The sequence below is a fragment of the Bacillus sp. FSL W7-1346 genome, from assembly GCF_038593335.1.
Classification (GTDB): Bacteria; Bacillota; Bacilli; order Bacillales; family Bacillaceae; genus Bacillus; species Bacillus altitudinis.
The window spans coordinates 335,660-349,918 of sequence record NZ_CP151988.1; the positions used below are offsets into that span (position 1 = coordinate 335,660).

The 14,259-nt window shown below is 43.5% G+C and carries 13 protein-coding genes; 12 read left to right on the plus strand and 1 reads right to left on the minus strand.

Going from position 1 to position 14,259, the window contains the following annotated elements; all coding sequences use genetic code 11:
* Positions 1 to 64 precede the first annotated feature (64 nt).
* From NST09_RS01795 to NST09_RS01835, 9 genes are all read left to right on the plus strand, one after another.
* Positions 65 to 661, plus strand: a complete 597-nt coding sequence (locus tag NST09_RS01795; RefSeq protein ID WP_008342104.1) for an urea carboxylase-associated family protein — start codon at positions 65 to 67, stop codon at positions 659 to 661.
* 195 nt (positions 662 to 856) lie between these two features.
* Positions 857 to 1,678 carry an ammonia-dependent NAD(+) synthetase gene (nadE, locus tag NST09_RS01800; RefSeq protein ID WP_007498287.1) on the plus strand — a complete coding sequence of 274 codons (822 nt, stop codon included), beginning with the start codon at positions 857 to 859 and terminating at the stop codon, positions 1,676 to 1,678.
* A 324-nt stretch (positions 1,679 to 2,002) separates the two neighbouring features.
* Positions 2,003 to 2,860 carry a citryl-CoA lyase gene (locus tag NST09_RS01805; RefSeq protein ID WP_272511972.1) on the plus strand — a complete coding sequence of 286 codons (858 nt, stop codon included), beginning with the start codon at positions 2,003 to 2,005 and terminating at the stop codon, positions 2,858 to 2,860.
* The gene (locus tag NST09_RS01810) at positions 2,857 to 4,290 is read left to right on the plus strand and encodes an aldehyde dehydrogenase family protein (RefSeq protein WP_202734005.1); all 1,434 of its coding nucleotides are present in this window, start codon (positions 2,857 to 2,859) and stop codon (positions 4,288 to 4,290) included. The genes NST09_RS01805 and NST09_RS01810 overlap by 4 nt, the downstream gene beginning before the upstream one ends.
* A gap of 9 nt (positions 4,291 to 4,299) precedes the next feature.
* Positions 4,300 to 5,073, plus strand: coding sequence for a type I 3-dehydroquinate dehydratase (aroD, locus tag NST09_RS01815; protein ID WP_342493281.1), 774 nt, complete (start codon positions 4,300 to 4,302; stop codon positions 5,071 to 5,073).
* A gap of 38 nt (positions 5,074 to 5,111) precedes the next feature.
* Positions 5,112 to 6,872, plus strand: a complete 1,761-nt coding sequence (locus NST09_RS01820) for a thiamine pyrophosphate-binding protein (protein ID WP_079920443.1) — start codon at positions 5,112 to 5,114, stop codon at positions 6,870 to 6,872.
* 23 nt (positions 6,873 to 6,895) lie between these two features.
* A complete protein-coding gene (locus tag NST09_RS01825) occupies positions 6,896 to 7,276 on the plus strand; it encodes a cupin domain-containing protein (RefSeq protein WP_017366575.1) in 381 nt (126 codons plus the stop codon).
* 86 nt (positions 7,277 to 7,362) lie between these two features.
* Positions 7,363 to 8,565, plus strand: a complete 1,203-nt coding sequence (locus tag NST09_RS01830) for a CoA transferase (protein WP_146271393.1) — start codon at positions 7,363 to 7,365, stop codon at positions 8,563 to 8,565.
* A gap of 45 nt (positions 8,566 to 8,610) precedes the next feature.
* On the plus strand, positions 8,611 to 9,921 hold the full coding sequence (locus NST09_RS01835) for an MFS transporter (protein ID WP_008342087.1): 1,311 nt from the start codon (positions 8,611 to 8,613) through the stop codon (positions 9,919 to 9,921).
* Positions 9,922 to 9,961: 40 nt separating this feature from the next.
* Here NST09_RS01835 and NST09_RS01840 read toward each other — a convergent pair whose 3' ends face one another.
* The gene (locus tag NST09_RS01840; RefSeq protein ID WP_342493282.1) at positions 9,962 to 11,323 is read right to left on the minus strand and encodes a hypothetical protein; all 1,362 of its coding nucleotides are present in this window, start codon (positions 11,321 to 11,323) and stop codon (positions 9,962 to 9,964) included.
* A 143-nt stretch (positions 11,324 to 11,466) separates the two neighbouring features.
* On the opposite strand from NST09_RS01840, the gene NST09_RS01845 reads away from it, so the two are divergent.
* The 3 genes from NST09_RS01845 (at position 11,467) to NST09_RS01855 (ending at position 14,242) form a co-directional block, all read left to right on the plus strand.
* Complete coding sequence (locus NST09_RS01845; RefSeq protein ID WP_017366579.1) at positions 11,467 to 12,240, plus strand: IclR family transcriptional regulator; 774 nt, start codon at positions 11,467 to 11,469, stop codon at positions 12,238 to 12,240.
* A gap of 85 nt (positions 12,241 to 12,325) precedes the next feature.
* Positions 12,326 to 12,883: a shikimate kinase gene (locus NST09_RS01850; protein ID WP_007498270.1), complete on the plus strand. Its 558-nt coding sequence runs from the start codon at positions 12,326 to 12,328 to the stop codon at positions 12,881 to 12,883.
* Positions 12,884 to 13,294: 411 nt separating this feature from the next.
* Positions 13,295 to 14,242 (plus strand): dihydrodipicolinate synthase family protein, encoded by a 948-nt coding sequence (locus tag NST09_RS01855; protein ID WP_060832059.1) that lies wholly within the window; start codon positions 13,295 to 13,297, stop codon positions 14,240 to 14,242.
* The last annotated feature ends 17 nt before the right edge of the window (positions 14,243 to 14,259 follow it).

Here is a 14,259-nt window from a genome sequence, read left to right on the forward strand (position 1 = left end):
TTTTTTTATACATGATCAAGAGGACGTTTTGGGCATACTGTCAACATGGAAAGGAGTGCATGTGATGAACGGAGAATACGTAATTTTACCAAAGGATGGGCTTGGTTTTCGGTTAGGAAAAGGACAATGTATGCGAGTGGTTGATGTCGAAGGGCAGCAAGTAGCAGATGTGATGGCCTATCATGAAAAGGATTTTTATGAAAAATTTGATCAAGGCGCTACAATGGACAGCCTGTTCTCTTCCAAGGTGAAAAAGGGAGATCAGCTTTATTCTAATTTATATAAACCAATGTTTACGGTCATCGAAGATACAGTCGAATGTCATGATTTATATATGCCTGCGTGCCGGCAAGAAATGTATCAGCTCTTATATGGGCGTACGCACCTAGAGGTCATGCATACATGCTACGATAATCTCAGGACGGCCTTTGAGCCATTCGGGATTCCAAAAGAGGATATGTATTATCCTTTTAATGTCTTTATGAATACAGTCATTGATGATAAAGGAAAGTTGTCTGTCGAGCTGCCAAAATCGCTCTCCGGTGATTACATCCGCCTGCGTGCAGAAATGGACCTCATTGTCGCGGTGTCTGCATGTCCCGCCGACATTGGAAAATGCAATGGTTCAAGCTGTACATCCATCCGGGTGGAGATTGATTGAAAAGGAAAGACCAGTCAAAGCGGCTTGGTCTATTTCGTTTGTGAATGTTTGATCATTTATGAAAAAGGGGAACGTCTAAAAAATATCCTTTATCAAAACATGATATAATAAAGTGGCTAAAATCGTAGGTAAATCAATTGAAATGGAAGTAAAACCTGTTCTCTTCATGTAGAGGATGCTTAGGAGGAAAAGTGTATGAGTTTGCAGAAAAAAATCAGCCAAGAGTTGCATGTGCAGCCCTCAATTGACCCAAAGCAGGAGATCGAAAAACGGGTTGGATTTCTAAAGGCGTACTTGAAAAAGACCGGTGCAAAAGGATTCGTTCTCGGTATTAGCGGCGGACAGGATTCAACGCTTGCTGGCCGTCTCGCTCAGCTTGCTGTAAGTGAGCTTCGTCAAGAAGGAAAAGAGGATGCTGTCTTTATTGCGGTCCGTCTTCCGCATGGCACGCAGCAGGATGAAGACGATGCGCAGCTGGCTCTATCATTTATTCAGCCGGACAAGTCTTGGAAATATGACATCGCACCTGCCGTGACGGCATTCAGTGAACAATATCAAAAGGAAACAGGCGGTGCGCTGTCTGATTTTAATAAGGGGAACGTCAAAGCACGCATGAGAATGATCGCACAGTATGCCGTCGGTGGACAGGAAGGCTTACTTGTCATTGGAACGGATCATGCAGCCGAAGCTGTGACGGGCTTTTTCACGAAGTATGGGGATGGCGGTGCAGATGTCCTTCCGCTCACAGGTTTAACGAAACGCCAAGGACGGTTGCTGCTTGAGACCCTTCAGGCGCCGGAGCGATTATACTTAAAGAAACCGACAGCCGATCTGCTGGATGACAAGCCTCAACAAACGGATGAAACAGAACTTGGTATTACGTACAATGAAATTGATGATTACTTAGAAGGAAAACCAGTTTCAGATCAAGCAGCAGAAGCGATTGAAAAACGCTATGTTCAATCAGAACATAAACGTCAAGTACCAGCTTCTATGTTTGATGACTGGTGGAAATAAAATAAGTGACCTCTCCAGAAGATGGAGGGGTCTTTTTATGTCAAATTTCAGCTGGATTTGACAGAATGAATCGGAAATGGTTCATTAATTAGTAGAACGATCTACATAAGTCTGTTTTACTAAATAAAGGATATATTGAAGAATAAGTGGTGAAATAATTAGTTCGATTCACTTAATTTCTTATCAAAAGACAGTATTTTCAGAAAAAATGATTGACGATAAAAACGAATGCGCTTACAATGAAAACACATTCCAAAAAGTGAAATTGAATTCCACTAGACGGAATCTAAGGAGTCGTTCATCTCCAAATAAGAGGCTAAAGGAATGATTCACACGATGAAAAATCGAAGTGCACTGGAAATATACAAAGAAGGAGGCGCTTGGTGGGAGACTGAGATTAGTCATATTCAAAAAAATTCAATTGAACTTCGGGGCTATCCAATTGAAGAGCTTATTGGTCAATTATCGTATCCACAAATGCTTTATTTACTGCTTGTTGGTGAATTACTAGATGATTCGAAGGCAGCTCTTTTTGAAAGTGTTCTGGTCGCAGGTGCGGATCATGGGCCAAGGGCACCGTCTATTGCAGCGGCAAGAATGGCGGTTACATGCGGCATTTCGTTTAATTCCTCTGTTGCAACAGGGGTGAATCTATTAGGTGATATTCATGGCGGAGCCGGAGAAAAGGCGATGCGTATGTTATACGAAGCCAAAGCGGTTTATGATGCACAAAAAGATATGAAGTCTGCTGCAAAGCAAGTATGTCAGACGTGGTTAGCTCGCAAGGAAAAAATTCCAGGAATCGGTCATCAGCTGCATGATGATGATCCGAGAGTGAGACGGCTGTATGAGCTGAGTCAAACATATGTGCAACAAGGTGATATCAGCGGAACGTACTTACGGTTAGCTGAGGCGATTAGACATGAACTAGAACAATTAAAAGGGAAAAAAATCACGATGAACATAGATGGTGTATCTGCTGCGATCCAATGTGAATTAAACATTCCAGCTGAAGCGGCAAAAGGCATCTTTTCCTTATCCAGAGGAATGGGCATCGTGGCGCATGCATATGAAGAGCTGACAAAAGGTGCCCTAGTGAAAGGCCCTTGTCCGAATGAAGAAAGACTGGTTCGTTATGCGGGGGTCGGGACGCGTCACTTGAAGGAGGGTGAGAAAATTTGAGTGAATTGAAAGCGTTGTCATATATAAACGGCGAATGGCTGGATGCAAACCATGGCAAAGAAGATATCATCAATCCATACTCTGGGGAAAGCATCGGTACATCCTATCTTGCCTCCTCAGAAGATATTGAACAAGCGCTTTCTATTGCGCAGCAAGCTAAAAAACAAATAGCGGCAATATCAGCATTAGAACGCTCAACGCTTCTAACAAAGGCAGCCGCCTTATTGGAAGAACAAAAAGAGCATTTTGCAAAACTCATTTCTTTAGAATTAGGAAAACCGCTTAAAAATACAAGAGATGAAGTCTCACGATCAATTGAAACGCTGGCGCAGTCAGCCGAAGAAGCCAATCGACTAATCGGTGAGACTATTCCTGGCAATGTATCTTCCCGTGGACAGAGAGCAATGGCGATGACATTTAAAGTGCCGGTTGGGGTTGTGCTGGCGATTACGCCTTTTAATGCGCCTCTCAACTTAATTTGTCACAAAATCGGTCCAGCTTTTGCGGCAGGGAATGCGATTATTTTAAAACCAGCACCGCAAACATCAGCTGTTGCCACAGCGTTTGTTAAGCTCCTGCTTGAAGCAGGGTTTCCTGAAAAGAGCCTGCAGCTTGTGATTGGAGGAGTAGACGCCGGCAGACAGTTAGTCACTGATGAAAGAACCAATCTTGTTTCTTTTACTGGCGGTGCGGTGGGCGGAGAACATATTTCAAACTCGGCTGGATTAAAAAAGGTACTGCTGGAACTCGGAGGAAATGGAGCGACGATTGTTCATCATGATGCAGATATCGAGCAAGCCGCCTCTCTTTGTGCCAAAACGGGCTTTAGCAACTCTGGTCAAAGCTGTATTTCTGTTCAAAGAATTTATGTTCACAAGCAAATTTTGTCGACATTTACTGAGACACTTAAACAAAAAGTAGAACAGCTCGTCGTTGGAGATCCGCTGTCTAGTGAAAGTGATATCGGCTGTATGGTTGATGTACAGGCAGCAAAACGTGTGGAGGCATGGATACAAGAGGCAGAGAAAATGGGTGCGGAGCTTTTATCTGGAGGACAACGAAATGGCGCAAGCATCACACCGGCTATTTTGCTAAACCCGCCAAAACAAGCCAAGGTCGTCTGTGAAGAAGTGTTCGGTCCAGTTGTCAGCATTCTCCCATATGAGGAGCTGGATGAGGCAATCAAAGAAGCAAACGATAGTCGATATGGTTTGCAGGCAGGTGTCTTTACGAATCAGCTGGATGTTGCGTTACACGCAGCAAAAGAGCTTGAAACTGGTGGCGTAGTCATCAATGGGACATCGAATTTCAGACTAGATCACTGGCCATATGGCGGGATTAAACGAAGCGGTATTGGAAGGGAAGGCCCGCGTTTCGCCATCGAGGAGATGACCGAAACCAAAATGGTTGTGCTGCCAAATGGGCTATAAAGGGGGCAGATGGATGTGAATGTCTTTCAGCAAAAGGTAAAGAGTGCGCAGACAGGCGGTCAGCCGATGATTTGTACGCCGCCCATTGGACAAACAAAGGAAGAATTGTTTCTTGAAGTTGAGGTGTTAGCTGAGAAGAAGCCTGATGTGATAGAGTGGCGAGCGGATTTTTTCAATCACCTCAATGACAAGGAACAAGTCATCACCACCCTGAAAGGGATGATTGAAAAGGCAGATAACATCCCATTTTTATTCACCATTCGTTCTGAAAAAGAGGGCGGCGAACGCATTTCACTCTCAGAGGATGAAAAGGTTTCCCTGCTTGTCGAGCTTTGTGCCACTCAGCTTGTGGCTGCCGTTGATTTTGAATTAATGCATGATGTCTCGCATATCCAGCAAGTCAGTCAGGCGGCTAAGAGAAACGGGGTCATCTTGATTGTGTCGTACCACGATTTCCAGCGTACCCCGGAGGCAGATCGGCTTGTGGAGCTATTCACCAATGCAGAATCGGTTGGCGCCGATATCGCAAAGATCGCCGTCATGCCGCATTCCTATGAGGATGCACTGACACTGCTCTCTGCGACAGGCAAGGCGAAAAAGCATCTGTCCATCCCCGTTATTTCGATGGCGATGGGGGAATATGGTGCCTTCACAAGAATGGTAGGTGGACTCTTTGGGTCTGTCATGACCTTTGCTGTAGGGAAAGAAAGCTCGGCACCTGGACAAGTTGCGATACAGGATTTGAATGCCGTTCTATCGATTGTGTTTTCAAAGAATCAGTGAGTAGCAGATTCATAGCTGCACCGTGAGAGGAGAGAAACATGAAGAAGAATATATCTACACAGGTCATTCAGTATTTAGAAAATCGAGGAGTTGAGCATATCTTCGGTCTGTGCGGTCATACGAATATTGCTTTTTTATCAGCCCTAGAAAAAAGCCGTATTCAATTTGTGAATGTCAGACATGAACAGATAGCGGCGCATGCAGCAGATGGTTATGCACGAGCGAAAAAACAGACGGCTGTTGTGCTCAGTCACTTAGGTCCTGGACTCACCAATGCGGCAACAGGCGTAGCGAATGCCGCACTCGATTCCATTCCAATGGTTGTCATTGCAGGAGATGTTCCAAGTCATTACTACGGAAAGCACCCACACCAAGAAATCAATCTTCATTCCGATGCTTCTCAATACGAAATTTATCGCCCATTTGTGAAAAGAGCATGGCGAGTCGACATTCCAGAATTATTTCCAGAAATTTTATCAAAAGCGTTTCAGTTAGCTGAAAGCGGTCGCCCTGGGCCAGTCCTGATTTCAGTTCCGATGGATGTGTTCTCAAAAGACTTAGATGTGTCGTTATTTGAACAAATCGCTCATCATACACACACCGTTGAAAAACCATCTATTGATGATCAAACAGCGAATCGGATATTAGATCGATTGCTGCAGGCAGACAAACCACTCTTATATGTAGGGGGAGGCATTTTACTAGCCGATGCAGCAGAAGAGTTAAAGGCATTTTCTGACCATTTGAGTATCCCTGTTGCCCATTCTTTGATGGGGAAAGGGGCGATGCCGGATGATCATCCAATGACCCTTGGCATGACAGGGTTTTGGGGGACGAAATTTATCAATGATCAGTGTAAAGCAGCGGACTATATATTGGCTTTAGGCACCCGTTTTGCTGAAGCAGATGCGAGTTCGTGGGAATCGGAGTATACGTTCAATTTCCAATCAACCAAGCTCATTCATATTGACATTGATCCGAATGAAATTGGCCGGAACTATCCTGTTGAAATTGGAGCGGTAGCAGATCTCAAGCAGGCGTTGACTGTACTCAATCGTGTGGCGAAAGAAAGGCTGCCAGAAGGTCTGGATCGCCCTGAATTGAAAAAGGACATTGCGGCATATCGTGAGGAATTTCAGAAGAGCAATTTGACGAATATTCAAGACGAGTCTTTCCCAATGAAACCACAGCGTATTTTGCAGGAAGTGCGGGAAGTATTGCCGCCGGATGCTTTCATTACAACCGATGTTGGCTGGAATAAAAATGGGGTAGGACAGCAATTTCCTGTATACACGCCAGGCACTATATTAACCCCAGGTGGTTTTGCGACGATGGGATTTGGCGCTCCCGCTGCACTTGGAGCAAAGATTGCCCAGCCTGACCGTGTCGTTGTATCACTTGTTGGGGACGGCGGATTCGGTCAAAATCCATCTGTTCTCGCAACAGCCATGGAAGAAAACATTCCTGTCGTGTGGATTGTGATGAACAACAGTGCGTTTGGGACGATCGCCGGCTTGCAAATGGCACACTATGAAACGACTTACGGCACTGTTTTTAGAAAAGATGGAGAAAGCTATTCGCCTGATTTTGCAGCCATTGCAAGAGGTTATGGGATGAAGGGGATCAAAATTACGGCGGCTTCTGAATTCAAAGAAGCTTTGGCTGAAGCAATCGCTTCTCAGGAGCCATGTGTCATTGATGTAGCGATGAAAAATGATCCAGTGCCTACTGATGGACATTGGAACATTAATGATATTTATTCACCAAATACAAAACGTTCACATGTCAGTGTGAACTAAACATGACTAGGGAGGAATCAACAATGAAAATTAAAGTATTAAATCCATTTCAAGACGGTCATCCATTATGGTTAGGTTTAGATCATCCAGAAGAGAAAATGATTCGGAAAGTGTTTCAAACGATCACACCAGATACCGTAGGGTCAGAGCATATGATGGCAGGTCTCACTATTTTTGAGCCGGGCGAAGCAAGCTCGGTACACAATCACCCGGGTTCAGAGGAATTTGATTATGTGATTAAAGGGTCTGGCGAAGTCATTTGCGACGGAGAAAGACAATCATTTAAACAAAATGACTTTATGTTTATTCCAGATGGTGTCCCGCATCAGCATGTGAACACAGGGGACGAACCTTTATGGCTGATTTGGCTCTATACACCGCAAGGGCAGCTTCCGAAGGACTAAAAAACCTTGCACGAGAGAAAGAAGAAAAGGGGCTAAAATAGAAAGCATTTTAGCCCTTTATCAATTGAACGAAAGGGAGTCAAGCAATGAATAAGAATACACCGCTTGAAGGAATCAAAATATTAGATGTTTCTACAATGATTGCTGCACCATACGGCGCGGTGCTTCTAGGGGATTTCGGTGCAGAGGTCATTAAAGTCGAGATTCCTGGAAAAGGGGATACACTGCGGCATGTTGGTCCTTTTGCAGATGGTGAACCTTTGAGGTGGTCAGGGCTTTCAAGGAATAAGAAATCTCTTACACTCGATCTACACAAAGAAGAAGCAAAAGATATTTTTAAAAAGCTTGCAGCACAGGTTGATGTGATCATTGAAAATTTTCGTCCGGGAACACTTGAAAAATGGGACGTTGGGTACGATGTATTAAAAGAAATCAACCCTCGTTTAATTATGATTCGAGTTTCGGGTTATGGGCAAACCGGTCCATTTAAGGACAAGGCGGGGTTTGGTACACCTGCGACGGCGTTTAGCGGCTTTACATATATTCAAGGGTTTCCAGATCGGCATCCAGTCAGCCCGTCCTTTTCCCTTACGGATTATATCGCCGGAATCTATGTGGCGTTTGCCACTGTGACAGCGATGTATTACCGTGACACACATCCAAAAGGAACAGGGCAAATGGTGGATTTGGCTCTCTATGAATCTGTGTTCCGCATGTTAGAATTTTTGGTTGCTGAATATGACAAGCTAGGGAAGGTGCGTGAGCGTTCACCAGGGTTAAGCGGTCATTCAAGCCCTGCCGGCACCTATGAGACAAAGGATGGGCATTATTTGGTTCTTGTGACAAGTACAGATTCGACCTTTAATCGATTGGCAGAGGCGATGAATCGCTTAGATTTACTTGAGAACGAGAAATTCTCTGTGAATGCAGCCAGGCTGAAGCATAACGATGAAATGGATGCGATCGTCTCGCAGTGGATTGCGTCCAAAACAAGAGATGACGTCCTAGACATTCTAGATACACATGGTGTGCCTGTGAGTCCGATTCTAAGCATTCGGGATATCTTTGAGCATCCGCAATTTAAAGCACGAGAAAATATTGTCGAGGTGCATCATCCGCGTCTTGGAAAAGTGAAAGTGCCTGGGATCATTCCGAAGTTTGAAAAAACCCCCGGCCGTATTCGCCATATTGCGCCTGATTTAGGTGAACATAATTATGAAATTTTAACGAAAATGCTTGGCTTCACAGAAGAAGAGTGTAAACAGTTAGAAGAAAAAGGGGTCATTTAAGACACTCAACCGATCCGCACGCTGCGGAAACAAAGGAGGATGGTTATGAAAGTGCATTCAGAACTGAAGGGGAACGACTTGCGGCCTGCTTATGCGAAACCAACAAAAGCTCGTTTCGGCATCTTGATTCTGTTGTTTTTTATTACCGCTATTAACTATATTGATCGAGCCAGTGTATCCATTGTTGCACCTGCGATTCAGTCTTCATTGCAATTAAACCCTGCCTTATTAGGCCTCATCTTTTCAGCATTTAGCTGGACCTATACAGCCATGCAGATCCCTGGCGGCTTTATTCTTGATAAATTTGGATCAAAGGTAACGTATGGAATATCACTCATTACTTGGTCTATTTTCACCGGTTTACAGGCGTTTGCGAACAGCTTTGCCTTCTTATTTGGCTGCCGTTTGTTTATCGGAATTACAGAATCTCCCGCATTTCCTGCGAATAACCGCATTGTGACCACTTGGTTTCCAAGGCGGGAACGCGCATTTGCAACAGGGGTTTATACCGCTGGAGAGTATGTGGGGCTTGCATTTGCGACACCTCTTCTTTTTTGGATCATGACAACTTTCGATTGGAGAACCGTCTTTATCACTGCTGGTGCGCTCGGTATTATATTTGCTTTCTTTTGGTACAAGTATTATCACGAACCGAAAGAGCATCCAAAGATCAATGAAGATGAGCTAGAATTGATCCGTCAAGGCGAAGGACTGACAGTGGCATCACAGGAGAAACTGAAATGGGCAGACTTTGCCGCACTTTTAAAATATCGTAAATTGATTGGACTCTATATTGGTCAATTTTCTGTTGCGTCTACCCTCTTTTTCTTTTTAACATGGTTTCCGACCTATTTAGCAGAGGCGAAAAATATGGCCTTTCTCAAAGTGGGTTTTGCGGCATCTCTGCCATACATCGCTGCATTCTTTGGGGTGCTGTTTGGAGGATATGTGTCTGACTGGCTGCTTAAAAAGGGTGTATCGGTCAATGTAGCGAGAAAGCTGCCGGTTGTGGTCGGTCTGCTTCTGACAAGTACCATTGTTTTAGCGAATTTTACAACGAATATCCCGCTTGTGCTGACTATTTTATCCATCGCCTCCTTTGCACAAGGACTGTCTAATATCTCCTGGACCATGCTGTCTGAGGTGGCACCAAGAGAAATGGTCGGGCTGGCTGGCGGCGTATTCAACTTTTTTGCTAACTTATCCGGCATCATCACCCCGCTGATTATCGGATTCATTGTATCGGCGACAGGCTCTTACAACGGCGGTATTTTATTCGTCAGCCTAGTGGCATTAGGCGGAGCGTTGTCGTATATCTTTATTGTAGGTAAGATTGAACGGATTCAATTAAAATAATAGAGAGTAAGAAAAAGAGAACTCATTGGGTTCTCTTTTTCTATGAATAAAAGATGACGGTGATGATCGTTGCACATGCGATCCCCATGCTGATATAAAAACCAGCAAACCAGATATTCCATCGAGTGATTCGGTAAGGGTTGACCTTCATCAAATCGGCTAATAGGGAGACAGATACATTATATGGGCTAAACATGACCGTTGAGGTTCCAGCGATAATGAGCATGATGGCGATGGGAAGGGCAGGTAGTTCATGAATGACAGGTGCCATCAAGCTCACTAAGAGAGCAAGCGAAACGAGCGGGTGAAAACCGCAAAGAGCGGTGATGAGAAAATACAGCCCGATGACCCCATAAACCCAAATGGCATGATCTGATATACTGACGATAAATGCTTGAATCGGCTGCAGGCTGTTTGTGACAAGCAGCATATCGACAAAGAAGCCCGCGCTTAAAAATAGACACATATAATTGGAGAGCCGGCGGGTCCGTTCTTTCCAATGGGGAATAGAGACGGCTACATATTGTTTTCGTTTTTTGATGATAGACGAGAATAATAGAGCGAAAGGAATAATCGTCAGCACAACAGCGAACAGATAACCTTTCCCAACCCAGGCGTCAACAAGCGAAACGACTGTCATAAAACTGAGCAGCATGAAAGCAAGCTGAAGGGTTTTTCTCTTGATGCGATGAGGGTTGGAGTGAGCTTCCGCCGGCTGGATGATATGCGGCAATCGTTTGCTTTGACGAGAAAACAGCAACCAATCCGTCAACAGTACAAGCACCATTAAACAAAACGTAACGGGTGCAATCTGATAATATTTCAATTTGGTTGCATCAATGGTGACACTCACCAGTACTTCGACAGGACTCCAGCTAAGACATAGCGCATATGACCTTAAAAGATTGCGCGTATAAAGGTGCTGTTTGACTTGTTCCTGAAGGGCGTTCAGCGACGGTTTCAAGGATGTATATAATAAGGGAATCGTTGCGATATTTAAAAACATGCCAAGAACATGAGTGACAAATGAACTCTTGCGATAAAGCTGATTTGTACTTGTTGTATGTAAGGTAAGCAGTTTATTTAATTGAGTATCGAAATGTCCAACATGTATGAGAGAATGAATAAATGGCAACATGAAAAATAAAGAAAGCAAGCCTAGCATGGAATGAAAATGAAGAAAAAGCGTATGCAAAGGCTGTTCTGACCAGAAAAATAACACCAATCCAATCAAGAGAAACATAGCACCCGTTTTCAAATAAAGTCCATTGGCCTTCTTAAAGGAAATGGTGAGCGAAGTAGCCGCCAGCAGACCAACCAAATAGGAGAGAATGGGAGCAGGGAATAGTTGATGAACGATGTATAAGCTAATAAGAAGTGTGAAAATGAGCAGGTAGATCATGATATCTCCTCCATCAAAACATCTATCGGTTTTATTCCGTACAGTGGAATTTGTTTTCTTTTAATGGAACATTTAAAATGGATTATAGCAAAATTGGTTAATCATGTCGATAAGAAATCAAAGGGGAAAAGGAGAAAGTGAACATGGCTGATAAAAAGTCAAAAGAAGAATCAGGATTGCGTACCGTTCAGCGGGCTTTGGATATTCTTTCTTGCTTTAGCGAAGAACGTCAAGAGTTGACGCTAACGGACATTTCAAAAGAGATGAACTTAGCAATGTCTACCACAACGAGACTGCTCAAGGCACTTGAAATGAATCATTTTGTGGAAAAGAACCAAGAGACGATGAAGTACCGGCTCGGTCAAAGACTTTATCTTCTCGGTTATATTGCTGGGAAGTCCATCAAATTGAGGGAACTGGCAAAACCGCTCATGTACACACTTCGTGATGAAACAAAGGAAACCGTCAACCTGTATGTGCTCGATCACAAAAGCAGGGTATGTATTGAACAAGCCGAAGGGCTGCAATCGATTCGGCATCTTGTGAAAATCGGTGAGAAGCTGCCGTTATACGCTGGTGCTGGTGGAAAGGTGCTACTTGCTTTCCAAAGCGAAGAGTTTCAACAGCAAGTTTTCGCATCTGAGGCTGATCACATGACGATGGAGGAATGGCAAAAAGAATGTCGTCATATTCTTGAAACGCATACCGCTTGCAGTATTGATGAACGGGAAGTCGGATCGGCGGCAGTGGCGGCACCGATCTTTAACATTCACGGGGAAGTGCAGGCATGTTTATCCATATCTGGACCGACCCAACGATTTACTGAAGATGTCATCCCTCAGCTGCAGCAAAAAGTGAAAGAGCATGCCGAGAAGCTCTCCGAACAGCTCGGTTACGTCGTCAAACACAATTTTTAAGAATGCCTATCTTTTCTCAGTCCATTTATCATATAATAGAAACATTATGTAGCATTCCTTGTCGTAAGGAGGACGTGTCACGAACATGAAAAACAATAGAGAGATTCCTGTGAGACAGCGAAATATTGTCCTCATTGGCTTTATGGGCGTTGGGAAAACAACCATTGGGCAGCTGGTTGCCAAAAAGTTATATAGAGATTTTATTGATGTTGATCAGGAGATTGAGAAAAAGTACAACATGACGATTCCAGAAATGTTTCAGCAAAAAGGAGAAGCGTTCTTCAGGCAGGCTGAAAAGGACTATATCGTCGATTTATGTGAACATACTCAGCTAAAGATCGTGTCTCTTGGAGGCGGTGCGTTTAAACAGGAAGAAATCAAACGATCTTGCTTAAAGCATTGTACGGTTCTTTTCCTTGACCTATCTTGGGAGAATTGGAAGCAGCGGCTGGATATTTTAATTGAAAACCGTCCTGTTCTTCATAACCGCACGCTTGACGAGATGAAAGAGCTGTTTGAAGAGCGCCGGGAAATTTATTCCCTTCATAACTCAAGAGTGGAAACAGATCATCTAGAAGCTGAAGAAGTCGCCAATTATATTGTCGACACACTCAAGCTTGGCTGGGATCTATATTCGAAATAAAAAAGTCTATCCTATGGGGTAGACTTTTTCTATTAGATCAGGAGTAGTCAAAGAAATCACAGTCTAAGTTGGATGATGGATGAAAAAAAGAAGAAAAGATGTTTTTTCCTTCGTCACTATATCAAAATGTATGCATCCTTTATGTGGTGTGTCTAGCCGTTTGAAAAAAGTGGTGATTAGACTACAACTAGGTCAAGATGATGAGGTTATTTGATTGATGTGGGAAACGAAATATATCTCTCATTTTCTTTTTTTGAAAAAATAAAATAGTATCTAAATTCCAATAATAGTTTTTTGAATTATTATAATTTTTAAAAATCTGGTTGACACCTTCGGTTATATCATTCTATGATTATTAACGTAAACGCTTACCGTAAACGTTTACTATAACGGATGGGGAGGAATTTGTTGATGAAAAATAAAGAAAAATGGAGCGGTGTATTCCCGGCAGTCTTAATTCCTTTTAAAGATGACTATTCAATTGATGAACCTGCTTTTCGTAAGCTTGTTCGCTGGGTGGCGGGGCACGAAGGGATTAATGGGATCGTTGTCAATGGACATACTGGCGAGATTATGACTTTGCTGCCACATGAACGAGCTGAAGCTGTGCGTATTGCAGCCGACGAATTAAAGGGAGAAATTCCTGTCATTTCTGGGGTTTCAGCTGAAGGGACAATTGAAGCGATCCAGCATGCAAAAGCAGTGGAGGAAGCTGGTGGAGAAGGTATTCTTCTTATGCCGCCACATTCATGGCTGAGATTCGGTATGCAGCCTGAGTCACCTGTCCAATTCTTTAAAGATGTTGCAGAAGCAATTGACATTTCAATCATCGTCCATCAGTATCCAACATGGACAAAAACCTCTTATACAACCAGTCAATTATTAGAAATGTCGGAGATTCCAAACGTTGTCTCATTTAAAATCGGTCAAAGAGACATGGCGCAATATGAAGTCGATGTGCGCGCACTGAAAAAGCATGCACCAGATGTATCGTTGCTCACATGTCACGATGAATATTTATTGCCAACATTAGTTCAAGGAATTGATGGGGCGCTTGTAGGTTTCGGCTGTTTTGTACCAGATTTGATTGCTGAGCTTGTGAAATGTGTGGAAGAACAAGACCTTGTAGCGGCTAATAAAGTGTACGATAGAATCTTTGAATTAAAGCATGCTGTGTATAAAATGGATGAACCTTCCTCTACCTCTCATCTGCGAATGAAGGAAGCGATGTTCCAGCGAGGTTTGATCAGCAGTTCGCTTGCGAGGAAGCCAGTATTACCTTTAACTCAAAAGGAAAAAGAAGAGATTCGTCAGGGCCTTCAAAGTGTTGGTTTACTTAAGGAAAACGTTAGTAAATAACAGACCATTGATTTCAT